The sequence below is a fragment of the Cyclobacterium sp. SOCE241 genome (assembly GCF_056867545.1).
Genome location: NZ_CP149779.1, coordinates 3,754,295 through 3,778,651 on the forward strand (window position 1 = coordinate 3,754,295; position 24,357 = coordinate 3,778,651).

The 24,357-nt window shown below is 38.6% G+C and carries 22 protein-coding genes and 4 pseudogenes; 13 read left to right on the forward strand and 13 right to left on the reverse strand.

What is annotated here, in order from left to right:
• The first annotated feature begins 49 nt into the window (after nt 1-49).
• The 4 genes from WG932_RS18725 (at nt 50) to WG932_RS18740 (ending at nt 2,461) form a co-directional block, all read left to right on the forward strand.
• The gene (locus WG932_RS18725; RefSeq protein WP_483084992.1) at nt 50-664 is read left to right on the forward strand and encodes a CPBP family intramembrane glutamic endopeptidase; all 615 of its coding nucleotides are present in this window, start codon (nt 50-52) and stop codon (nt 662-664) included.
• The gene (locus WG932_RS18730) at nt 657-863 is read left to right on the forward strand and encodes a putative signal transducing protein (RefSeq protein ID WP_014019489.1); all 207 of its coding nucleotides are present in this window, start codon (nt 657-659) and stop codon (nt 861-863) included. Before WG932_RS18725 ends, WG932_RS18730 begins: the two co-directional genes overlap by 8 nt.
• Nucleotides 847-1,686: a phosphatidate cytidylyltransferase gene (locus WG932_RS18735; RefSeq protein WP_014019490.1), complete on the forward strand. Its 840-nt coding sequence runs from the start codon at nt 847-849 to the stop codon at nt 1,684-1,686. The genes WG932_RS18730 and WG932_RS18735 overlap by 17 nt, the downstream gene beginning before the upstream one ends.
• A gap of 112 nt (nt 1,687-1,798) precedes the next feature.
• Complete coding sequence (locus tag WG932_RS18740) at nt 1,799-2,461, forward strand: phosphatidylserine decarboxylase family protein (RefSeq protein WP_483084993.1); 663 nt, start codon at nt 1,799-1,801, stop codon at nt 2,459-2,461.
• Between the two features lie 53 nt (nt 2,462-2,514).
• Here the strand turns inward: WG932_RS18740 and WG932_RS18745 are convergent, their stop codons facing one another.
• The 6 genes from WG932_RS18745 to WG932_RS18770 all read right to left on the reverse strand — a co-directional run bounded on the left by WG932_RS18745 (nt 2,515) and on the right by WG932_RS18770 (nt 4,959).
• Nucleotides 2,515-2,973: a LuxR C-terminal-related transcriptional regulator gene (locus tag WG932_RS18745; RefSeq protein ID WP_483084994.1), complete on the reverse strand. Its 459-nt coding sequence runs from the start codon at nt 2,971-2,973 to the stop codon at nt 2,515-2,517.
• 32 nt (nt 2,974-3,005) lie between these two features.
• Entirely contained in the window at nt 3,006-3,158 is a 153-nt protein-coding gene (locus tag WG932_RS18750) for a helix-turn-helix domain-containing protein (RefSeq protein ID WP_483084995.1), read from the reverse strand.
• The gene (locus WG932_RS18755) at nt 3,148-3,378 is read right to left on the reverse strand and encodes a sensor histidine kinase (RefSeq protein ID WP_483084996.1); all 231 of its coding nucleotides are present in this window, start codon (nt 3,376-3,378) and stop codon (nt 3,148-3,150) included. The genes WG932_RS18750 and WG932_RS18755 overlap by 11 nt, the downstream gene beginning before the upstream one ends.
• A gap of 38 nt (nt 3,379-3,416) precedes the next feature.
• Entirely contained in the window at nt 3,417-3,914 is a 498-nt protein-coding gene (locus WG932_RS18760) for a sensor histidine kinase (protein ID WP_483084997.1), read from the reverse strand.
• Nucleotides 3,907-4,434, reverse strand: a complete 528-nt coding sequence (locus WG932_RS18765) for a hypothetical protein (protein WP_483084998.1) — start codon at nt 4,432-4,434, stop codon at nt 3,907-3,909. The genes WG932_RS18760 and WG932_RS18765 overlap by 8 nt, the downstream gene beginning before the upstream one ends.
• Nucleotides 4,435-4,608: 174 nt before the next feature.
• Nucleotides 4,609-4,959 carry a hypothetical protein gene (locus WG932_RS18770; protein ID WP_014019495.1) on the reverse strand — a complete coding sequence of 117 codons (351 nt, stop codon included), beginning with the start codon at nt 4,957-4,959 and terminating at the stop codon, nt 4,609-4,611.
• Between the two features lie 397 nt (nt 4,960-5,356).
• Here WG932_RS18770 and WG932_RS18775 point away from each other — a divergent pair.
• Nucleotides 5,357-6,192: pseudogene (locus tag WG932_RS18775) on the forward strand (ion transporter).
• A gap of 270 nt (nt 6,193-6,462) precedes the next feature.
• Here the strand turns inward: WG932_RS18775 and WG932_RS18780 are convergent.
• Entirely contained in the window at nt 6,463-7,413 is a 951-nt protein-coding gene (locus WG932_RS18780) for a hypothetical protein (protein ID WP_483084999.1), read from the reverse strand.
• Between the two features lie 826 nt (nt 7,414-8,239).
• On the opposite strand from WG932_RS18780, the gene WG932_RS18785 reads away from it, so the two are divergent.
• Together WG932_RS18785 and WG932_RS18790 are read left to right on the forward strand one after the other, a co-directional pair.
• Entirely contained in the window at nt 8,240-8,767 is a 528-nt protein-coding gene (locus WG932_RS18785) for an HAD family hydrolase (protein ID WP_483088683.1), read from the forward strand.
• A complete protein-coding gene (locus WG932_RS18790; RefSeq protein ID WP_483085000.1) occupies nt 8,767-9,021 on the forward strand; it encodes an HAD hydrolase-like protein in 255 nt (84 codons plus the stop codon). Before WG932_RS18785 ends, WG932_RS18790 begins: the two co-directional genes overlap by 1 nt.
• A gap of 1,427 nt (nt 9,022-10,448) precedes the next feature.
• Here the strand turns inward: WG932_RS18790 and rluF are convergent.
• Together rluF and WG932_RS18800 are read right to left on the reverse strand one after the other, a co-directional pair.
• On the reverse strand, nt 10,449-11,177 hold the full coding sequence (gene rluF / locus WG932_RS18795) for a 23S rRNA pseudouridine(2604) synthase RluF (protein ID WP_483085001.1): 729 nt from the start codon (nt 11,175-11,177) through the stop codon (nt 10,449-10,451).
• A 16-nt stretch (nt 11,178-11,193) separates the two neighbouring features.
• Nucleotides 11,194-12,181 (reverse strand): annotated as a pseudogene (locus WG932_RS18800) (D-alanine--D-alanine ligase).
• Nucleotides 12,182-12,473: 292 nt separating this feature from the next.
• Here WG932_RS18800 and WG932_RS18805 point away from each other — a divergent pair.
• The 6 genes from WG932_RS18805 (at nt 12,474) to WG932_RS18830 (ending at nt 18,859) form a co-directional block, all read left to right on the forward strand.
• A complete protein-coding gene (locus tag WG932_RS18805; RefSeq protein WP_483085002.1) occupies nt 12,474-14,102 on the forward strand; it encodes a hypothetical protein in 1,629 nt (542 codons plus the stop codon).
• Between the two features lie 38 nt (nt 14,103-14,140).
• Nucleotides 14,141-14,455 carry a hypothetical protein gene (locus tag WG932_RS18810; RefSeq protein ID WP_483088684.1) on the forward strand — a complete coding sequence of 105 codons (315 nt, stop codon included), beginning with the start codon at nt 14,141-14,143 and terminating at the stop codon, nt 14,453-14,455.
• A 17-nt stretch (nt 14,456-14,472) separates the two neighbouring features.
• The gene (locus WG932_RS18815; protein ID WP_483085003.1) at nt 14,473-15,012 is read left to right on the forward strand and encodes a hypothetical protein; all 540 of its coding nucleotides are present in this window, start codon (nt 14,473-14,475) and stop codon (nt 15,010-15,012) included.
• Nucleotides 15,013-15,101: 89 nt separating this feature from the next.
• Nucleotides 15,102-15,749, forward strand: coding sequence for a DUF7507 domain-containing protein (locus WG932_RS18820; protein ID WP_483085004.1), 648 nt, complete (start codon nt 15,102-15,104; stop codon nt 15,747-15,749).
• 196 nt (nt 15,750-15,945) lie between these two features.
• Nucleotides 15,946-16,755, forward strand: coding sequence for a hypothetical protein (locus tag WG932_RS18825; protein WP_483085005.1), 810 nt, complete (start codon nt 15,946-15,948; stop codon nt 16,753-16,755).
• Between the two features lie 385 nt (nt 16,756-17,140).
• Entirely contained in the window at nt 17,141-18,859 is a 1,719-nt protein-coding gene (locus tag WG932_RS18830; protein ID WP_483085006.1) for a peptide-N-glycosidase F-related protein, read from the forward strand.
• Between the two features lie 202 nt (nt 18,860-19,061).
• Here WG932_RS18830 and WG932_RS18835 read toward each other — a convergent pair.
• The 4 genes and pseudogenes from WG932_RS18835 to WG932_RS18850 form a co-directional block, all read right to left on the reverse strand.
• Nucleotides 19,062-20,128: pseudogene (locus tag WG932_RS18835) on the reverse strand (NHL repeat-containing protein).
• A gap of 9 nt (nt 20,129-20,137) precedes the next feature.
• Nucleotides 20,138-21,564, reverse strand: a pseudogene (locus WG932_RS18840) (DUF1501 domain-containing protein).
• A 15-nt stretch (nt 21,565-21,579) separates the two neighbouring features.
• Entirely contained in the window at nt 21,580-23,658 is a 2,079-nt protein-coding gene (locus tag WG932_RS18845; protein ID WP_483085007.1) for a PSD1 and planctomycete cytochrome C domain-containing protein, read from the reverse strand.
• Entirely contained in the window at nt 23,619-24,077 is a 459-nt protein-coding gene (locus tag WG932_RS18850; protein ID WP_483085008.1) for a hypothetical protein, read from the reverse strand. The genes WG932_RS18845 and WG932_RS18850 overlap by 40 nt, the downstream gene beginning before the upstream one ends.
• Nucleotides 24,078-24,357 lie beyond the last annotated feature (280 nt).

Genomic DNA, 24,357 nt, shown 5'->3' on the forward strand with positions numbered 1-24,357 from the left:
TGTAGACAAAAAAACCCTGCGCTTTGATAAACAATTGAAACCGGAAAAAATGGAACAGTTGTGGATTGTGATTCCTATGCTTATAGGTTTTATTCTCTTCAATTCGCTATTGGTTTACCTCAATATGAATGTTGAATTCCCGGAAGCCTTAAGTGGACTTGAAGCCTCATTCAGAGCCAAAGAGGACCAATTGATGGAGTTAACAAAATACCTTACTGACTTCGAAAGTCTCGGTGAATTCTTATTAGGCGTATTGGTCATCGGGGTGCTGGCAGGTATTGGTGAAGAGTATTTATTCCGGGGAATTGTACAACCTAAAATGCATCAATACACCGGAAACGCACATTGGGGAGTTTGGATCACAGCATTTATTTTCTCAGCCATACATTTTCAATTTTATGGTTTTCTACCCAGGTTAATGTTAGGGGCCTTGTTTGGGTATTTGTATTTGTATTCGGGCTCTTTATTGTATCCCATCATTGCACATATCCTCAACAACACTTTAACCGTTACTATGGTTTACTTCAACAAACTCGGACTAATGGAGTTTGATATAGAGGATTCGAATCAGTTGTATTGGGAGTATGTAATAGTAGGCATTGTAGTCTTTCTCTTGTGTTGGAATTGGTTTATTCAATCAAATAAAAAACAGATTTATGAGTAAATGGCAGAGGATTTTCGAGTCGAGTACCCCAATAAGGGCGGAAATAGTAAAAGGAGTGCTAGAAGAAAATGGTATCACTGCGGTCATAGTTAATAAGAAAGACCCGGTTTATAAAATCCACGGTAACATTGAAGTGATGGTGCTGGTGGAAGAAGCCCAAAGGGCATTAAAAATTGTTGAAAATGAAATCTCGTTTTAGTATAAGTAATTACAGTAATCTGGGCCAAAGGGTAATCACAGCCATTTTGGGAACAATTATTATTATTAGCAGTACTGTATTTAGTGAGTGGTCTTACTTTTTAGTTTTTGCTATCATCTTAGCATTTACCCAAATGGAGTTTTATAAGCTCTGTGGACTAGATGGTATGTTACCGCTAAAAAGCTTTGGCACATTTATTGGACTTTTGGTATTCACATTTACCTTCTTGGAGGAAATGGAAATAATTCCAATGGCCTATTACTTTCTGGTTTTCCCTTTAGTGTCCATGATATTTTTTATCAAACTCTATAAAAAAACAGATAAAAAGCCATTTACAGGCATTGCCTATACCATATTAGGAATAATTTATGTGGCTCTTCCTTTCTCATTACTTACGGTAGCTGCATTTTCTGTGGACAATACATTCCATTTTGAAATCATAATAGGCTCGTTATTAATGCTATGGGCAAGTGATTCCGGAGCTTATTTTGCCGGAACCAAATTTGGTAAAACAAAGTTATTTGAACGTGTGTCTCCAAAAAAATCATGGGAAGGAAGTCTTGGCGGAGCATTTGCTGCCATTATCGTAACTTATTTCATATCAAAAAACTTCACCGTTTTGCCGGAGTGGCAATGGTTCTGTATCATGACCATCATTATTATAGCCGGCACTTATGGAGATCTGATTGAGTCTCTTTTCAAAAGGAGCATCGCGATTAAAGATTCCGGAAGAGGCTTACCGGGTCATGGAGGCTTTATGGATCGCTTTGACGGACTATTGCTTTCCACCCCTTTTATTGTAGCCTTTTTAAAAATATTTTAATATTTGCTCTAAAAAGTCCTAATATTGTAATCTCAAAAATTAGCTGAGGCACAATTATTCTTGGCAACTTTTTAGAAAGCTAGAATTGTAAAAAATTAAATGCTAAATCATTATGACCATTCATAAAGAAGGTAGATCATTATTATTTTGGATGTTAGTTGTTTTGGCTGTGATTAACTTTGCCATCAATTATTTAGCACCTGTAGAAAAATTGGTTATTAACCTGATTCTAATAGGAAGCATTGTACTCTACTTGATCGTATTGCAGTTTTTCAGAAACCCGGCCATCCCTGTCCCAAATAATCATGAGTTGGTTTATGCTCCTGCAGATGGCAAGGTGGTGGTCATTGAAAATACCGTGGAAGAGGAGTATCTCAAAGAGGAAAGAATTCAGATCTCCATTTTTATGTCCCCAATAAATGTACATGTCAACAGGTCTCCGGTTAGTGGCATTTTAAAATACTTCAAATACCATCCGGGAAAATATTTAGTAGCCTGGCACCCAAAATCCAGTTTGGAAAATGAACGTACTTCTTTGGTAATTGAACACCCAAGTGGGGTTCAATTGATGATGCGCCAGATCGCAGGGGCAATGGCAAGACGAATTAAATGGTATGTGAAAGAAGGCGACCCCGTGACCCAAGGGGCTGAGTTTGGCTTTATTAAGTTTGGCTCCAGAGTGGACGTTTTCGTTCCCTTGGACGCTGAAATACTGGTAGACATCAACCAAAAAACCAAAGGAGGAATCACTCCCATTGCTAAATTCAAATCATAAAAAAAGGGATGTTTTCGTACATCCCTTACTTATACTGCTTACCAAGGCTTTGATCACAAGCCCATATCCAATGCTTTCTTTACAAGCTCAGTAACTGAAGAAACATTTAATTTCTGATGCAAATGCTTACGGTGAGTTTCCACTGTATGAATACTTAAGTACAATTCCTCAGCAATCTCTTTATTGGTCTTCCCTTTAACTATCCACTTTAAAATTTCTAACTCCCTTTTAGAGAGTTTAAAGGTGGCTTTAAAATGGTCATATTGCTCAAACTCATCCCCTTCCTCGGCCTGATTCAAAACATGTTCAAAATTGGCCAAATACCTATCTTCCATCACTTCTCTAATGGTATAAACCAGCTCTTCAGGGTCGGCATTTTTTAAAACATAAGCGTTTACACCTTGCTTGATGCATTTTTTAAAAATTTCTTCATCATCATACATTGAAAGTACAATGGTTTTCACTTTCCATCTTTTCTTTTTTATGTATTGAAGAATATCCAACCCATTCAACCCGGGCATGTTCATGTCCGTAATGATCAGATCTACCTTTTTTCTTTAATGGCAGCAATCGCCTCTTTGCCATTGTGAACCACCTTCTCCACGATAAAATCCGGTTCATTAGAAAGCAATCTTTCTATCCCTGCAGCAAATAACTTATGATCATCTGCTAATAAAATTCTGGTATTATTTATCATTTTCCAATTCTATTTCTATTCGGGTGCCTTCCCCTAGCCCCGAATCTATCTGCACCTTACCGTTAATCGCCTGTACTCTAGAATTTATATTTCTAAGGCCTAAACCCTGGGAAACACGTTCCCTATCAAATCCTTCACCGTCATCTTCAATGCGCAATATCATTTTCCCTCCCTGATTCTTTATCTTAATAGCGATCATTGCCGGTGAAGCATGCTTCATTGCATTGTTTAAACATTCCTGCACCAACCGTATAAGCACTAATTTTTTGTCTCCTTCAATAAAATCAACAGGTTCTCCTTCTTTTTCAAATAGGACTTCACAAAAACCTGTTTTTGAATCTTGCTTAATTCTTCTTCCAGAAATTCCTCAAATTTCACATCGTTGATGTAATCTTTATTTATAGATCGGGACAAGCTCCTAACTTCCTTAATTATTTTATTGATAAGTTTTTTCCCTTCAAATACTGCCGCTGGATCAGGATTATTCAATACTATTTTTGTCAATGACAAAAGCTGTCCGATATTGTCGTGCAATTCCTGGCTTACATAATGTAAGGTATTTTCTCTGATCTCTTTTTCTGCATTTAATATGGTGTTTTTGAAATCAGCCTTAATGATTTGAATTTTATGCCTGTTCTTAATTTGCCTTTGGCGATGAACAATAACAATGGCAATGATAAAGGCTGCCATAATTACCATAAGAATCACACCCGTGAGTATGGCAAAAAAGGTTTGTTGAGAGCTATCTTCAATCACTTTTCGTAGAAAAAATCAATGGTGAATAATAAGAAAACCCAAAAATAAGATATAAAGTCGCTGCAAAAAACCGATTTACAGAGGCCAATATTGTCAGATAATACTCATCCAAACCCCAAGTGACATTCAAGGATCCAAAGTATATAAAACTTCCGGAGTAGAAAAATAAGATGGCCGCTATGTTCCAAAAATGAGGCATACTAAGCAAAGAAGCATTTCCTGCTTTATCAGCCATAAATAAAGAATACATCAAATAGCAACTAAAAAGCACAACCCCCAAACTCCCAAGTAAATGTGTGTATTGCTGAAACATTTGCGTTGGAGGTTGGATAAAAAAGGTATTAATTATAGCCCATACCACAAATAAAGCAAGAAAATAAATGACATTTCTTTTTATCCTTTTGGCTTCAATTAAGGTTCCAAGGTAAATTAAAATCAATATGGTCTCACCAAAAACAAAGAAGATATTGTAAACCAAAACATTCTTCTCTCCATGCTCCACCAAAAAGAAAGCATACAATTCAAAACTTAAAACATAGGAGATGATAAAAAAATGAAATCATGGGACTTTTCGTTCAATTGATATTTCCTTTTAAAAAGAAAAAAACAATGACAACAAAAGGCCAACGATTATACAAGAAAGGTAAGCATAAAAGGTCATGGCAATGCAATCATTGTTTTTAAAGTCTTTTTATTAATTACAGTTTGGAGGACAAATTTTACCACCATTCATAATCCAAGATTCATTCGTAGTACTGGAGTTATCATTAGATGCCTCCAAAATAAGGGTCAATTTACCAATATAATCCTCACTATCTTCTTTTTCACCCCTCACCTTTACCGTTTCTTTGTCATACATCCCTAGGTAGATTTTAATTCCACCCTCCTTTTCATCTGTTTTGGCCAATAACTCTTCAAGAGTCTTTCGGTCAAAAAAGACAGACCTGGTTTGGTCTTTCGCATTGTCCCCATTTACTGCTTTCTCTGCTCCTGCAATAAACTTCTCATAATTTTCTCTTAGTCGCTTAAATAATTTTAGGTCCATACTGCTATCTGTTTAAAGTAAAAATATCTTTATCAAAAATAACCATTCTTATTCTTAAAAAAGCTTAATAGATCAAAAATTTACCTTTTTCAGCCTATACATGACATTAATCAGCTTTTCACAACCTACTATCTTTGGGTGCATAATTATTGATTAAACAAATTTCTTCTTGGTTATTTCTTGCGACAACTTAACAAAGAGGTAGGCACTCCCTTTTAAATCGCTTCCACAGAATCCCCGGCAAGAAAATTTTTATCTTGTTTACTTAATTAGGTTATTTGTAAATTGAGCGCTTTAACTGGCAATAGGGCATATGCTTATTTCTGCCAAATAGGGGGAGTGTTTAAAACAATCCAATTTCGAATTGGTCCATGGACCGGGAACAAGTTTACCAGATATGATTTCCTTACCTTCAAAAAAACGACTGGCGCATATTGTATACGAATCTGATGACCGTGCCTCTAAAGCATTTGATCTGGTGTTATTGGTTATGATACTACTAAGCGTAGTAATTGTAATATTGGATTCCGTTCAACAAATTCATGAAAACTTTGGCCCACTATTGTATTGGCTCGAATGGTTCTTTACCCTAATCTTTTCCGTTGAGTACATATTGCGGATATGGTTAAGCAACAATAAATCAGGCTATGTATTCAGTTTTTATGGCATTGTAGATTTACTGGCCATATTGCCAACCTATCTAAGCTTATTTTTACTTCAAACCCAGTACCTTACGGTTATTAGAGCCCTAAGGTTTTTGAGAATCTTGAGAATTCTCAAACTTCCCGAATACCTAAAAGAAGCTTCTCGGCTAACGGACGCATTAAAACACAGCAAGGCCAAAATTCAGATTTTCGTTGGATCTGTCTTGACCATTGTCTTGGTGATGGGCTCTGTCATGTACATTATTGAAGGCCCTGAAAGTGGATTCACCTCCATTCCCAGATCCATGTATTGGGCGATAGTTACTTTAACAACTGTTGGGTACGGAGACATTGCTCCTGCGACAGATTTTGGTCAATTTATGGCCTCATTGATCATGCTTATCGGCTATGCTATCATTGCAGTGCCCACCGGTATTGTTACTTCTGAATTGGTTTCTGCTAGAAATGCAGATGAGATAAAAAACTTTCCTGACTTAAAAACTTGCAATGCCTGTAACCTAAAAACCATAGTTTGGACGCAATCTTTTGCAGGAGATGTGGAACCCGCCTTTCACCTAAAACAAAGTAACCAATTATTACAAAATTGTTTCATCAAATACTCTGGGATAATGAATAAGTTGCGCCCAAAAAAGTTGATGAGAATTAGGCCTTACCGCAGGGTTCTATTATCACCCCTTATAGTAAATCGAATCAACTTAATGGGGCTTTGACAACTAAGTAAATTATCATTGATCATAAGCATAATTATCGTAAGCAGCCACAATTCTTCTATTGGGTGTCCTACAAGTATTGGGAAAGTCGAAGAAATACATGCAATCAGGCAATCCATTGGTAAAAGTTAGGGTAACTGCCCCTTTACTTTTACCTGAGAATCGGAAAATACATAGTTGGCTTTGACCTGTGCAGGTCTGCCACTTTCATCTCTGGACATGACTGCAACATTGCTCACACTTCCACTTTGATACCTATTCATCACCCAACCTTTGGAATGGTCACTTATTAAATCATCTATTAAATGACGGTAATTTTGGTCCTTAAACACTGCAATAGTTCCCGAAGAAATAGTTGCCTGTTGAGCCTCGTTAGTTACATTAAGTTTAACTGGTTGCTTGTTCAGGGCAAAAAGGTTTAAGTTCTCCTCAAAGCGAATCAAGCCGGGGCTATTGCATTCATTCAAAACCAATAGCTCATTCATGTCACTAATTATATTTTGGACGTCTACCACCAAGTCCATCATTCCTTCCAAACCTTTATCTTGACTAATTAGACCAAAAACATTTCTGAACACATCCGCAGATTGGATTTTTTCCAAGGCCAATTTCCCATTGTACATGTCCGGTTTCGCATATAGGCCTGTACCTACGGTAACCCATTCCACGCAATACCGACTGAGTTCAACCCCATATCCATTCCGGGTAACTTGTTCTGTAACACATTCTTCACGGGTCATTTCAACTTTATTTGTGGGTAAATAGCCTCCACATTTCCTTGCGTAACTATTGAGATATGCACTGTAAAGAGAAGAAAAATACTGTGAATCTCTATCGAACGGAATGTCAATAAAATCTCCTTGAAAAAATTTAATCAAAAGAGCTTCATTGGCGAGTCCGCTCACAAAAAATGTCAAGGAATCTATCTTAGAACTATTTTCATGGTCGCTTTCTATTAACAAATCATTCCCGGAGGAAACATTAAATAGCTCCTTGTTAAGGCTTTGACTTCCAAATCTAAATTGGAATAAAACACCTACTATCATGAAAGAGAATAAAGGAGAAAGGCTAAAAAACACATTTTCAAATGATTTCGAAAATAGCTCATTTTATTTCAAGATTAAATGGCACCCTAATCGTTTATCTAAAATACTTATATTTTCAATAACAAAAAAATGCTTTAATCCATCTATCCAACCTCTCAAAGTCCCAATTTATTAGGTGAGTTCAAAATTTTTTGCTTGATTTTCAATCTTTATCTCCAAAACCTATTTATTTGGTTCATTGACATAAAAAAAGCTATGAAATAAAATCCCATAGCTTTAGTCAATTAACAATAAACCCAAAATAACCTGCTGTAGGAGAAGGAGTCGAACCTCCACGGAGCAGTTAGGAAAAATACGAGCTCGCTATTTTCTTTATCCTGTGATCCCCACCCCCGAGACAGGAGGGCATGTCTGCCAGTTTCATCATCCTACAGTATATATCAGTAATTAAACTTCCGTTCATTACCCAAAGACCTTTTGTCTTTGTTTGATATGTCAAAGGTAACAAAAAGATTAATAAATTAAAATTATGGCAACATATTTAATATTTTTTTACGTATTTTATATATTTTAACGTCTTTAATGTTTAATAGAGAATTTTTCAATACTTTAAAAACCCTTCATTGAAAAATCGTAAATCAAGCCATCATTACCATTGATACAAAAGTCAAAACCAAACACCTCAAAAAATTACTACTTTTTACTTTCTTCAACTTTTATAAATAATATTTATCATTTTATTATTTTTAACTGTCTTTGTTTGAATTTTTAATATTTTTATTAAACCTTTGTTATTGATTACGTATTTAATTAAACCACAACAACTACTAAAATGAGAGAGACAGGATTTTTAATCGACATGGACGGGGTAATCTACCGTGGCGGAGAACTAATACCAGGCGCTAAGGAATTTATCCAGAAACTACTTGAGGAAGACTTTCCCTTTAGATTCCTCACTAATAACAGCCAAAGAAACTGTAGAGACGTGGTCGCCAAATTAAGCCGAATGGGAATCAATGTGCAGGAAAAACATATTTTTACCTGCGCAATAGCCACGGCGAGATACCTTGCTTCACAAAAACCAAACGGCACAGCCTATGTAATTGGAGAAGGAGGATTACTTACTGCCCTCCACAGCAACGGATACTCTATCGTAGACGAGGCTCCGGACTATGTAATCATTGGTGAAGGGAGAACCATTATGCTTGAATCAGTTGACAAAGCCATAAACATGGTAATGAATGGCGCAAAACTTATCGCCACAAACCTAGACGCTTACTGCCCTAGCTCTAACAACTCTATCCGTTCAGGCTGTGGAGCATTTGTATCAATGATAGAAATAGCCACCGGAAAAAAGCTTTTAGCGCAGGAAAACCCAGCCCCGTAATGATGAGAATCGCCAAGGCAGAACTAGGAACACGCACAGCAAACACCATAATGGTTGGAGACACCATGGAAACAGACATCCTAGGAGGTGTACAAATGGGATTTAAAACCGTCTTAACCTTAACCGGATCCACAAGCATAGAAGACCTTGAGTCTTACGCTTATGGACCTGACCACGTTATCTCCAGCATCCAAGAACTAAACGACCCTCTAGTCATGGAAAAAATCATTCATGGAGAACTGGTACTTCAATAATCAATTATAAAACAGACAAATCAATTACTTAAGGTAGCGCTACATAATTGGCGTTACCTTTTTAAAAAAAATTTTCACAAAAAAAAGCTATGAAATAAAATCCCATAGCTTTAGTCAATTAACAATAAACCCAAAATAACCTGCTGTAGGAGAAGGAGTCGAACCTCCACGGAGCAGTTAGGAAAAATACGAGCTCGCTATTTTCTTTATCCTGTGATCCCCACCCCCGAGACAGGAGGGCATGTCTGCCAGTTTCATCATCCTACAGTATATATCAGCAATTAAACTTCCGTTCATTACCCAAAGACCTTTTGTCTTTGTTTGATATTTCAAAGGTAACAAAAAGATTATAAAATTAAAATTATGACAACAAAAATTATATATATTTACATTATTTTTATTATATCAGTACTTAAATTAACTATTTCATTTTTCAGCCACTTCTACAAACCCTTGGATTAAAATATTTGCAAAGGACTATAAAGAAAGCAGTTACCACTACAGCACCCAGCAAAACCCCTCCGAAATCAAAGGGTAAATTCCGGAAACATTTCTTCAATTAAACATCAAAAACCAATACAAAAAATGCCGAACTTCAAGCCTCTCAACCTCCGTAGGTGTATCATTTTTTTGTTGCTGAGGGCGCCAACTCTCGGAAAATAGGAATATGCATCCCTTGATTTTGGCGGTATAGTTGTTCTTTTTACAACAATCCTATCAAGCCCCAACCGAAAACAAACTTCAAAAACAATACTATTATTCACAAATAAATCCTAAACCCTGAAAGGGTGACAATATGATAGCCGAGGGTGTCAGCCCTCGGAATACAATGAAAAAGCATACCTTGATTTTGGCGGTATTGTTGCTTTTTTTGCAACAATGCTGACAAAATCACCTTGAGAACCGACAAACAAAAAAAGCTATGAAATAAAATTTCATAGCTTTAGTCAATTAACAATAAACCCAAAATAACCTGCTGTAGGAGAAGGAGTCGAACCTCCACGGGGCAGTTAGAAATAATACGAGCTCTATATTTTCTTTGTCCTGTAATCCCCACCCCCGAGACCGGAGGGCATGTCTGCCAGTTTCATCATCCTACAGTATATATCAGTAATTAAACTTCCGTGCATTACCCAAAGACCTTTTGTCTTTGTTTGATATATCAAAGGTAATAAAAAGATTACTAAATTAAATTTTCATTAATAAAAACATTTAATTATTACATTATTTTTAATATAATTACGTATTAAATACATTATTGTTAAAACAAGACAGGCTACACCATTCATTTTTAGGGAAATGGCAAAAAAAATTGTCATTTTAGAAAAATAGCATCCCAAAATACCCTATTAATCATTTTTTAACGTAAAATACTGATTTTATGGTTTAAATTTACACCTATATATTGATTTTATACAAAAACACGCTTATTCATCTGGGTGGGTTTTTGAGGAATCCTTGACCAAGTACTTCAATTCCTCAAGTTCATTTGGGGTTAAATCACGCCATTTTCCTCTTGGCAGGTCCAGCTTAATATTCATGATTCGAACCCGCTTAAGGGCAACAACTTTATATCCCAAATAATCGCACATCCTTCGGATCTGTCGGTTTAAACCTTGAGTAAGGATAATCCTAAATGTATCCTTTTTCATTTGCCTTACTTGACACTTTTGCGTTACAACTCCTAAAATAGGAACGCCATTACCCATTTTTTCTAAGAAATCTCCCTCAATGGGTTTGTTAACTTTTACGATGTATTCTTTTTCATGCGAATTCCCAGCCCTCAAAATCTTATTGACAATATCACCATCACTCGTGAGTAAAATCAGCCCTTCACTAGGTTTATCTAATCTACCAATATGAAAAATTCTTTGAGGATGATTAATATAATCTACTATATTATCTTTTTGACTGGTGTCAGTCGTACAAACGATCCCAACCGGCTTGTTGAAAGCAATATATACAGGCTGTTCTTTGGGAGCGCTTACCAGCTCTCCATCCACATGCACCTCATCACCCAGACTGATTTTGGTGCCCATTTCAGGCACTTTACCATTGATAGTCACCCTATCTGCAGCAATCATCCGATCCGCTTCTCTTCTAGAGCAATAACCAATTTCACTTAAGTACTTGTTAATCCTGACTTCATTTTTCACTATCCTTCGGTTTATATTAACGCCACATTTCTTCTATCAACTCCGTATAGAACGTTTTAAGGCTCATCCCTACTGCCTTCACCTGCTGGGAAATCAGACTTGTTTCGGTTTGTCCAGGCACCGTATTAATTTCAATAAAATAGAATTTATCCGTCTTGGTCTCCAAGAAATAATCCATTCTCACTGCACCTTTACAATTCAATGTTTGGTAAACCTTTTCTGCTATTTTCTTCACCTGAACTGCATCTCTTTCATCCATTCTGCCCGGGGTAATTTCTTCTGAAACTCCAGGCTGGTACTTGGCTTCAAAGTCAAAAAATTCTTTTGAACTGATAATTTCAGTGGAAGGAAGAACCATGATCTTGCCATTGGTTTTATATATTCCAATAGAAAATTCTCTGCCACTTACAAATTCCTCTACCATCACCTGAGTATCTTCTTTAAAAGCCAAGTCCAAGGCATGAGATAATTCCTCAGCACTTTTCACTTTGCTCATACCGATACTACTGCCTCCATTGTTTGGCTTAACAAATATGGGCAACCTTAACTCTTCAAGCAGTTCGTTGGCTAGCCCGGATTTATTGGCAAATAACTGAACCGACTTTGCCACATGTAAATCAGGAATTTCAGAGACAATCTTTTTTGTATAGGCCTTGTTCATGGTAATGGAAGATGTCAATGCATCACAAGTTGTATAAGGTATGCCGAGCATATCAAAATACCCTACCAATTTACCATCCTCTCCCGGAGAACCATGAATTATATTAAACACTCCGTCAAAAGTGAGTTTTTTCCGTTCTTTACGACAAAGAATCCATTCAAGTCTAAGGGTAATTTTGTACCATCCTCTTCCTCCAAGTACCAATTATTGGGATAAATATGGATTTTATGCACCTCAAAACGATCCTTATCAAGGTGTTGAGCAACAACAGCAGCACTTTTTCTGACACCACAGACTCCCCTGTATAGCCACCCATCACTAATGCAATTTGCTTTTTATTCATTTTAAAAGATTATAATTTATGCGAATTACAAGATTATTATGTAAAGAAAATGATAAATATTTTATTTGATGAACAATTCAACACGGAATTGTTTCACTTCAATGATTCGACTGAATCAAGTCCTGCAATCTTTTTCCTATTTCAGCTGAAGACCAGCACTAAAAATGGAAAAAGTTGCTAAAATTAGGTTCATGTAATAATTTTTTAATTATATTTCGTGCATTGTTTCAAAGCTTAAAGCTTTTATTTTTCTTAAATTTTTGAATCATTTTTAATTTTTTAGCTGATTTAATTGAATGAACGCTTTCAATCAAATTTTTACTGGGAAATTCATCTCCTTTATTTTGATGGGCTTGTTTTTTGGCTGGCAGTCCCCTTTTTAGGAAATGCACAAAACGACAACAGAATCCCCTTTAAACATAGAGTAGGCAACTCCGCCCCCGACGACAATATTTTCCACATCAGAGGTGATTTTACCTTGATAGGAAACACCAATATCACAATGGCTAACTACTCCACTTCTTCGGAAAACTCTCTGAATGACATGAGATTTGTAGACATTGATGGAGATCCTCACACCTTTAATTCTTCAGAAGCAACCCTGTTGTTCTCCGGTGAAAATGGGGCCGATCCCAATTGTACTGAAATTGTATATGCAGGCCTTTACTGGGCCGGAAAATCCAACATCGGGCAAGGACTTAGCTTCGACCTTACAGAAAATATTACCTCAACTGAACTTACTGAAGTGGATCAGGAGCAACTTATTTTACCGGAGGAAACCATTGAACACAGCTCCTATACCATGTCTTATTACATGGACTTTGATGAAAAAGGAATGCTATTTCCTTACTATTACTTTGGCTCCCCGGAATCTCAACCGCTTACCTTTGCCTACCTCAATGATTCTTTAGGCAAAATACTTTATCGTTTTGGCAATGAAGAATGGAATGAAGTGGAAAATATATCCACAACTGACTCAGCCGGCTTATCTAAAGCTACCTTTGACCCCATTGAATTTGAAGAGAATGGGGTAACTTTCTCTATCCATACTTTACATCGCTCAATGACTTCAGACATGGATGACATTGGTCCAAAAGATTTTAATGTTGGCTTAAAATCTTTTGGAAGTTATTACCCTATTTATCCCCATACAGTAAATTTTGACAAACGTAAAGTAAAATTCAAAGGGCCGGGTGCGAGCGAGTACACTGAAATAACCGCTCAGGGAAACAGCATCCTCTATCCACATAATGAATTGGAAGACATCTATGTTGGCTATGCTGATGTAACTGATCTTGTTAAAAAGCATGGCGCGGGGAACTATACCTTGGCTGATTTGGCATTGGTGGAAGGGGTGGGAAACCAAACAGGCTATACCGGCAACTGGGGAATGGTGGTAATCTACCAAAACTCAAAAATGGACTGGCGGGACATCAGTGTTTTTGACGGGTATTCTTTTGTCCAGTCTTTGGATGGAGAAGAACATATCGGAGAAGTTGAAATTACAGGCTTTGAAACCATTAATCAAGGGCCGGTTCGGTTAAAATTAGGCATAATGGCTGCAGAGGGTGACAAATCAATTAAAGGAGATTTTCTACAAATTAGAAATCAGGAAAACAAATGGGCTCCATTGTACCACCCCAAATCTGTCAGTTCAAATTTCTTCAATTCCTCCATTTACAGCCCGGTTCCAGACCAAGAGGGCAATTTAGTAGAGAGTCCTAGAAACCCAAATTTGGAGCACAATACCGGTGCCGATATACTTCAATGGGAGGTTCCCAATCCCAACAATTCCATTATTACCAATAAACAGAATTCCTTTCGCTTTCGCTATGGCACCAATCAGGATGTATATGCCATTTATGCATTTGTTTCTCAGTACCCTCTTACGTACCGGAAATTCAAGCATACAATCACATAAAATCCATCGACGGGAATCCTCCTGAGGAAGAACCTACGATAGAACCTGGTCAAGAGATAACCTATACCTTGAATATCAATAACTATGGCACAGAAAATTCGCTTGACAATAAGGTTATCATCCCATTGCCTCCCACTGCCACCTTCGTAAATGCTGGTCAGGTACCTCAAGATGTTGGCACCGTCACCTTTGACCCAGAAATGGGATTAGCAGGAGCCATCATTTGGGAAATCGATGAGCTTCCATTGCTAGAAAACCCAAGTGAAACAATTGCAACGCTGGAATACACCTTAAAACTTTCAGAAGACTGTTTTTTTGGGCCAATAACAATTGTGAAATTAAAATCTCCATAGATGGGAGCATGTCGGGCATGGGAGCGATCTCCAATCACAATTTTTCCAATTTACCTTTTATTCAAGGATTTATGAAGGACAATTGCTCAGGAGAAGCCATTTATGGGCCTTTGGAAATCCCAATAACAGGCAAAGCGGAATTTGCTGCAACACATTGTAATTCTCAAGTTGATTTTCCAAGTTTAGGTCCAATTGAACTTCCTGATTTCTGCCAAGGTGATGCTCCGGTAGATTTAAATTCATTTGTCTCTCCCAGTCAAAAGGGTTATTCTATTTATTATTTTATGGAAGAAGAAGGTGGAGAAGCCATTCCTTCCTATCAGGTCAATACCGCTCATGTTGGTTCAGAGCAAATTTGGGTTGCCGAAGGCCCTTCAAAAAACTGCACCGGAATACGCAGCCTCTTAACCATAAATGTAGTAAAAAAGCAAGTCCTCCAGGCGTTCGGAACCAGACAATTTGCCAATTTTCAACTACCAATACATTTGAGATATTTAATATTAATGAACATGAGCTCCACTATTATCCTGACAATGATCCCTCAAGTAATCCATTAACTGAAGTTCCTGTTATTGATCCTGATAAGATAGGAGTTTACACTGTTTGGGTAAGTCATTCAAAGGAGGGGGTATGTGATAGCCCACGCGTGCCGGTAAGTATCACAGTGGAAGATTGCAGCTACCAACCAGACATAAACCTAGATAAATCTGTTGACAAGGAGCATTACAGTCAAGTAAACGACACCATTACTATTTCTTTGGTAGTCAGCAACCCACGTAAAGTACCTCTGGTAGATGTAAAAGTTCATGATGACCTTACCAACGAGGTTTGGACCATTCCCTACCTCGACATTATGGAAAGCCAAACTTTTACCGTAAGTTACGTTACCACGCAGCAGGATATTGATAGAGGATATATTAACAGTATCTCCAGCGTTACGGCCAATCCAATAATTGGAGGGTTTGTGCATGATACTGAAATTGAAAAAATAGAAGCCTTGATTTATGCGGACGGCTTTCTTTTCAATGAAATCACCACTACACCAGAACCTTGCCCACCTCCTGATGAGGCAATGGGCACCCTTCATATACGGTTCCCGGGATATATCCCCCAAACAGGCCGCTATTTATTGGTAAAGAAAGAAAATAATCAGGAGTATACAGGTAATTTTCAAAACCTAATTCACATAAAGGTGGCAGTTCCACATGGGCAGTATACTGTCAAAATATGGGATGTTAACGAAAATTTACTAGAGGTAAAAGGAAGTTTTACAGTAGAAAAAAAGCCTTTGTAGCCTTCAATGTACCGGCAGAAATCAATGCCTGTTTCCCATACGAACTAATTCCTGAAAGCGCATTCCAACTAGATTACTTTCTAGAAGATCCAGATGGAAAACCTGTTAACCAAAACAATCAGGAGGCTTTCCTCTTTCCGCATCAGGTACTTACGAAATTACAGGTACTGATCCTAGTGGTCAACTTTGCCCTATAGTGAAGCGTTTTGATGCCAATATCACCATGCCTTTGGATGTAAAAATGGAACTGGCTCCTTTTTGTAAGGAAGATGTTTTCACAACCCTTATTTTGCGAAAGGACATAACCGGGCTGGAAGTAAAATGGTACAGGCTCCTTTCGGAGGAGTCAATTCACTTGCAAACATATGACAACAACACAACCCTGACCATTCAGGAAGCGGGCTTATACACCGTTACCTTAACCAATAAAGAAGGTTGCATGGTAGGCCGTGGACAAATGGAAGTCAGCAAGTCATTTTCGGAGATGCCCCAGTTGGAGAAACTGTATTCAATTTGCCCGGAAAACAAAAGAGAGGTATTAATCGATATTGGCCAAGGATTTTCAGCCAGTCAATGGTACTTAAACGGAAAATTTGTTGGCACAGGGGATGTGTTTTCTCCAAATATTGCCGGGTTTTATAACCTTTTGGCCATTGATGAACAAGGTTGTTCCTTTTCGGTAGATTTTGAAGTAGAGGAAGTATGTGAAGCCAAAGTTCATTTTCCCAATGCCATGCTTCCCGGTGACCCTGAGAAGGCTTTTACTGTTTTTGCGAATAACCTTATCTCCGAAATTGAGGTTTTCATACACAACCGATGGGGAGCGTTGATTTATTATTGTGAAGACAAAAACCTTCAAGGGAATCAGGCCTCCACCTGCCTATGGAATGGATACTACAACAACCAAAAAGTCCCGGGAGGAGGCTATTCCGTAACGATCCAATATGTAACTAAAACAGAGAAAGAAGTCCATACAGTAAAAGCCATAATCACGGTTATTGAGTAGTATAATGCTAGCTGAGGTAGTATGAAAAAAAAATCGACATGACATAGGAAAGGTGCTCATCCCTCGATCACACAATCACTAAGTCACCTCATCACCTCATCCCTCGATCACACGATCACTAAATCACCCCATCACAACATCACTAAATCACACGATCACCCCATCATGCCATCTTGAAAAACTTATCAATAATGTTTAAGTAATATAATATAGATGGTAACTTTGAACCTTTCAGCTATTTTTTAGCTAAAATTTTAAACCTACCTTATTTTAAACCCATGAAGCAATTCCTACTGATAGGCTTTTTTCCTTTTTATTCACTTCATTTGTTTGGGCAGTTCAAGGAGACACCTTAGAAATTATTAGTCATGATGCCATCACTGTAGTGACGAACCCATCAAAAGGAGCCAATACCTATACAGAGTGGGCCCTATTTCCCGACAAGGAGGTGCCTATTCGAAAAATCGTTATGAAAATCAAATTTGCATGTCCTGACGATATGCGTTGTGCAGACTGGGATTACCTGGACCATATTACCATTAAAAGAACAGGGGGAATAGCAGGAGAGTTACAGGATTTTGAAATAGGAAGAATGCTAACACCCTATGGCGGTGCATTCGGGGAAGATTGGGAATTTGATTGGCAAGTGGATGTTACAGATTTTTCCCTATTATTAAGAGATAGCGTTGAACTGGAATACAAGCACACCGGCTATGAGCCCAATAATGACCGGGGATGGAAAGTCACAGTAGCCTTTGATCTTATCAGAGGTCAACCTTCCATGGAACCTATTTCCATTACCAAAATATACGATGGCTCATTTGCTTATGGAGACAAGGAAAAACCGATTGAAAAAGCTTTGATACCCGTGCAATTTACTTCAGAAAAAGAAGCCGCTATGGGAAGGTTACGAATCCTTCAAACCGGCCATGGAATGGATAGACCTGATGGATGTGGAGAGTTTTGCAATAAATACAGGGATTTCATTTTGGATGAAAAACTTGTCGCCAGTCGCCAAATCTGGAAACAATGCGGTAATAACCCTCTCTACCCTCAAGCAGGAACATGGATTTTCGACCGTGCTAACTGGTGTCCCGGAGACCTTATCCAACCTGATTTATATGATTTCCCCATTGCAAAACCCCAACATACCGTTCAGTTAAAAATGGAGGATTACAGCTCTCCTAAACCCAGTGCCAATGAACTAATTGCTGCCTACCTCATACAATACAAAGCTTACAGAAAGAAAAATGATGTTACCATTGAGGACGTTATTATCCCTTCAAACAAAGCCATTTATAGCAGGTTAAACCCTGCAGCCTTTGGTCCTACCATAGTAATCAAAAATAACGGGGCAGAACCTTTAACTCAGCTAAGCATTAATCACGGGCAAAAAGGACAAGAAAATAATAAGTATTTCTGGAAAGGCATGCTCATGCCGGGAGAAATGGACACAGTCAAAATGCCGGGACTTATCCCTCAAAAAGGCACACTGACCTATCAATTTGAACTCAAAAAACCGAATGGGAGAAAAGATGCTTCAAGACAGGACAATTTTATTTATGCTTCCTATAGTCAAACTCCCGTCTATGACTCTACTTTAATTTTTCATTTGGAAACCAACAAGAAACCCGAAGACAATGCCTATGAACTCATAGATGCTGAAGGAAATATCCTTTACCAAAGAGAGGTGGGCACTTTGGTTGCTGACACCATTTACAAAGACACCTTACAATTGAGCAAAGGGGCTTATCAATTGTTGCTCAAGGACGTGAGTGGAGACGGCCTGGAATTTTGGTATAAAACAAAGGCGGGAAGAGGCAAGTCCATCTTACTTAATGCGCAGGGCGAAATTGTCAAAAGCTTTAATTCTGATTTCGGAAGCAGCATCACTTATAACTTTACAGTGGGGGATACACCTGACCCTATTATGGAAAATGAAATTTCCCTAGGTGTATTCCCTACCCGAACAAAAGATTTTACTTACTTCGATTTTTTATCAAACAATCCTGAAGAGGTCCTTATCAAGCTGATAAGAGATCCCGGAGGAGGTGGTGGAAGAGCATCTTTACAGAGATTTCAAAGAAGGCAGGCTCACCTTTGATCTAAGCAGGTATCCAAAAAGCAGGTATTTTTTCCGTGTTTTTGTAAATGACAAGGTAGTCTATAATAAAAGGCTAAGGGTGAAGGAGTAATATAATTGGTCCTCATCTGTCCGAAGACCAAAGTTATTTAATTTAGTTAAATACGAAAAGGCCATCTTTTAACATGGATGGCCTTTCTATTTACTTATGAAATATCTTCTGTTAAATCCTTTCCAGCTTTACCGGATAGGTTTTTGGGAGGCCCATTGAGGAACATAAATGTTTTCATCCCTGTCTACACATACATCATGGGGGTGCATAAAACCTTGGAAACTCATGTCTTTTCGCTGTTCCTGAAGTTCTCCGTTTACATATTCAGGTGCCGTTCCTCCAGGAGTGGAAACTACCCGGTCATTATTATCCAAGACGGTGATATAACCGGAGTTGGGATAAGCCTGTGTGGTACTTCTATACACCGCAGCATAAACGTTATCTCCTCTCAAAACAGGTCTACAAACAAATGAGCCTGGAGTAGGAATCGTTTTAATGTATTTACCATCCAAAGTAAAACGCTTGTACTGCATATTCCCCCTGTCAGTAATAAGCAAGGTAGGGTTGTTTTTATCTCTGGTATCTACCAATATACCATGGCAACAGTTGAAGGTTTCGTTGGTCTCTCCCTTTCCTCCAAACTGTAGGATCAATTCACCCTTGGCATTGTACTGAGTAACGTAATTTTTGCCATAGCCATCCACAATATAGATGTCTCCATTGGCAGGATTGATGGCTGTTTCTGTAGGAACAAATTGTTTGGGATACTCATAATTACCTGTTTCTCTGGGGTAATCCATCACCATAATTTCTCTGCCTTTTAGGTCAGTTTTGATCACCTGACTTCGGGTATTGTCGGCAATATAAAGAAACTCTTCTCCTCCTTCATCACTGATAGTAAGTCCATGCGCACCGGGATAAGTACTTCCCCATGTTTCCAGCAACTTTCCGGACTTGTCATAAATAATCACATTGTTTTTGGTCTCATTGGTCAAAAGGATTAACCTTCCTTTTGCATCTTCTACCATTTCATGGCAGTCATTGACAGGGTTTTTGGCGGGATCTAAATTGCCCCATCCTTCTATGACCTTATATTGATGAGAGCCATGCCCCAGTATGGTTTCTTTTTTCATGCCGTAGCTTTTATTTACAATAATATTGGGAACCACTGCTCCTGCAAACAGCGTCAGTCCCGATTTCTTTAAGAATTCTCTTCTTGGATTTGGGTTTTCTTTCATGGGTGTAATTTAAGCGAATAAATCCATTTCAGCTTCTCCATGCCCATCTGGAGTGGTATAAAATGGTCGTTTTTCTATTTCGTAATTCGTTTCAGGATCCATCCCTAGGGCATGGTAAATGGTCTGGTGTAATGCCGCAATTTTAATCGGCTTTTCTATACTTTTACATGGCCTCTCATCGGCAGTTTTACCATAAACATAGCCTTTTTTGATTCCTCCTCCAAACATCAACACCGAACAACCGTCTGTAAAATGCCTGTGCATTCCATAATTTTTCATGTCTTCAATAATATCCGGAACCTCCACTTGGTCTTTTACTTTGGCACCGGGTCTTCCTTCTGTCAACATATCTCTGCTAAATTCGCTGGCCAACACCACCAAAGTCCTGTCAAGCCTTCCACTTTCATCCAAATCTTTAATTAACTGAGCAATAGGCGCATCGATCAATTTTTTCATACCTTTAAGCCTGGTATGTCCGTTTTCATGGGTATCCCAACCTACGAAGGGTTCATACTCTGATGTAACACTTATAAATCTGGCCCCCTGATCCACCAGTCGTTTGGCCATTAAGCAGCCCAAGCCAAATTTACCCGTATTGTAAATATCATATTTCTCCTTGGGCTCCTGACTTAAATCAAAAGCCTTTGCTTCGGGACTATTCAACAACATATAGGCTTGCTCCATGGATCGCTTTAGCGATTCTTTTTGGTAATCACTCCCAAATTCTCCCATGGCACTTTCTTTTATCAAATTCTCATAAAGCTGATTCCTGGCTTCAAATCGCTTGTTTGACATGCCAACCGGAGGGCGCACACTATCTAAACCGGAACTAGGATCAGGAATCAAAAAAGGACCATACTCACTTCCTAAAAACCCCGCACTGTGAAACGCCTTCAATTCCTCCCCTTCTCCTACAGTAAACCGCTGTCCAATGTTAATAAAAGGCGGAATAACCGGATTAACAGGTCCTAACTCTTTGGCCATCCACGAACCCATATGCGGTACAGCTACAGACTGAGGAGGCTCATAGCAAGTATGCCAATGAAATTGATGCCGGGTATGCAATATATGCCCTAAATCTGCTGCTACATAGGAGCGAATCAAACTGCCTTTATCCATCACCCCACCTATTTTTTCAAGGCCTTCAGAAAAATTAACCCCGTCTAAAACAGTTGGGACTGCTTTAAAGGTACTCAACACCTCCTTGGACTCCATTCCCTTTCTAAAAGGGGTATATTTTTTGGGTCAAAAGTCTCAGTATGAGCCATTCCACCTGCCATATAAAGCAAAATCACGGTATCCGCAGTGCTTTCAATCTTCTCCTTAGGGGAGCATGCGTTTAATAAGGCTGAAATTGGAGCTCCTGCAGCCATGGCTGCAATAGAAGCAGCACTTGTCTTTTTTAAGAAATCTCTTCTTCTCCAATTATAATTCATTGCTTAAGCTTTTTATTAGTAAATTAATTGAAATTCAGGAAGTAATAAAACCGCCCAAAACAAATCTTGTATGGCTTCGGGCTCCGGTTGATCTCCCAAAGCTGCCATGGCAATATTGAATTCCTTTTCCTGAGGCGCTCTTCCCAAAAGTTGCTGGTAGACTTCCTCAACAATAATTTCCCCTGCCTCATACTTTTCTTTCCATTTAACCGCTCCTTCTTTTAGGGTATTGTTAAGCTTTTCACCATTGGTTAATTCTAATGCTTGTAATAAACTGGCTTGACTGTCTCTGCTTGTCATTACCACTTCCCGATTTGTGCGTCCCAAAGCTTTCAATAAACCATTATTTGCCACCAATGCAGCACGAACGAAGCCAATGTCGGATTGCTCGGAAACGGCCAGCTGATTTGGATCATACTTCATTTCCTCCTCCGTAAATAGGGGATGAATTTTTTGACTTACCCCATCAGTAAATTGTTCTGCTGTCATCCTTCGAATAACAGCCCCTTCAAAAACAAAATCGTCTTCAGCAAGAAACAATGGGCTCTCTACTCCTACAGCCGGCTGTTGATAAGCTTTGGATATAGCAATTTTATATATCAGTTGCTTCAAGTCGTAACCATCTTCTTCAAAATCTGTGGCTAGCCAATCCAATAAATCCTGACTCCAAGGTACATTATCCATTTCATCAGCAGGTTCCACCAATCCCCTACCCATCATTTGTTTCCATATTCTATTTACTATGGTGCGGTAAAGCCTACCATTGGCGGGTTGCACCAAGTATTCGGCCAGCTGTTCCAACTTTTTGGACCTGCTGGCAGTACTGTCAATTTCACCCAGTTCTTCCCATAAAATCTTAGTCCCTGCCTTCTCTCCTGTAGGAATATCACATCGGCTTACAACCAAGGATGAATCTGAAAAAATATTGGCAAAGGCATAGGCTTCTTTAAGTTTCCAATCACTGATAAAGCTGTCATGACAGGAAGCACATTTCAGGTTAAGGCCTAAAATCACTTGGCCAACATTTTGTGCAGCTTGCATTTCAGTAACCTGACTGGCGTTGACATCCCCTCTCCAGCGTATCCCTTCAATAAAACCCTTTGACTTTTCATCAGGATTCAATAACTGTTTCACAAATTGGTCATAGGGTTTATTGTCACGCAATGAATTGTACAGCCAATCGGTAATGGCATACCGCCCCTTGGTAATATAACCTGTGCCGGTATAGTCATTTCTCAGGGCATCATTCCAGAAAGTTAACCAATGGGTCGCATAATCGTCATCTCTATCCAGCAGTTTACTTACCCATATGGCCCTCTTGTCAGGCCTGCTGTCTTTTATAAAAGCCGAATATTCTTCCGGCGAAGGCTGTAAACCTACTATATCTAAATATATCCTTCTTAGATAAACCTTGTCATCCACAGGTTCTTTCCAGGCTATTTTTTGTTTTTCGAAATATTCATCTACCCAAATGTCGATGGCTTGGGTCAATCCTTTTCTTTGGGCCGGTAAGTTAGGTCGTCTTGGAGCAAGTTCGGCTACCCTGAACACACTCACCTCTTCAGCAGCATCCGGCCAAGGAGCTCCTTTGTTCACCCAAAAAGTAATCAAGGCTATCTCATCATCGGAAAGCACCTTCCCCTTAGAAGGCATTGCCTCTTTGTGATCCTTTGGAAGCTTTATCCTTCGCACCAATTCACTTTTATCAGCATTCCCCGGAATAATAACAGGACCTGACTCACCTCCGGCAAAAGTAAACGCTTTGGAGTCAAGCCTTAATTCTCCTTTAATCTTGGCATCACTGTGACATTTATAGCAATTGTGGGCTAAAACAGCCCTTACCTTACCTACCAATTCTATTTGCTTTTGTTCACTTAATGCACCTTCTTCCTCAAAGGCCACCAAATCAATGTTTAGGTCTTCAGGTTTATAGGAAGATTCATTCCAAGGTAAAGTCTCTGTTAAGTATTCCTCCCCATGTGTCAATGAGGCACCAAAATGCCCGGCAATTGAAACGCCCAGAGCAGTAATAAATAAAACTATTCTAAAAGTTTTTATGGCTTGCTTGGGAGTTCCATTTTTAATTTTTCCCAATAAAAAAGTAATAACACCCCTAAAACAGCTGTTATGATTCCTGTCCACTGGTGAATATCCAATAACTCCCCTCCATATTCTTCAATATTTGCCAGTAGCAATCCCAAAACAACAGCCACAAGTGCACCTATGGCCCCTGTCCATACCAAGGCATTAATACCCGGTCTCAGTTTATGGTTAAATTCCTTAAGCGTAAACAACTCCAACAAGGCGGCCAATAAAAGAAAGCTTACAGGAAAGTGAACAGCTAAAGGATGCAAACGCCCTAAAAACTTCCACAACCAAAAGGTAGTTTCAGCCTCAGCTAACTGAAATACCATGACTGCTTCAAGTGCACTCACCTCTGTAGTAATACCTAATGCCATGAAAAAAAACACAGCCGGGAGGATTAACAGGTTACCTTTACTTATCCTTTTCATTCGATTACTTTTTTCCGGGTCTAAAGCTTTATGCGTGTAAGTTTTGAAATTGACTAAACCAAATAGCAACACCAACAAAGAATACCTACCCCTCATCACAAGGTTCAGTTCCCTGTCTCACTGCAAAACCGCGTTTACCCTTAATTAATTACTATTGCTGTATAACACAATACTATTAAAATTTTGTGATACAACCACCCTGTACTATCCTGTTTGGTTTATAAAAGTTACTTCTTGATTTACAAATTTGCAAGATTTATTATACAAGAGGAGGTGGAAT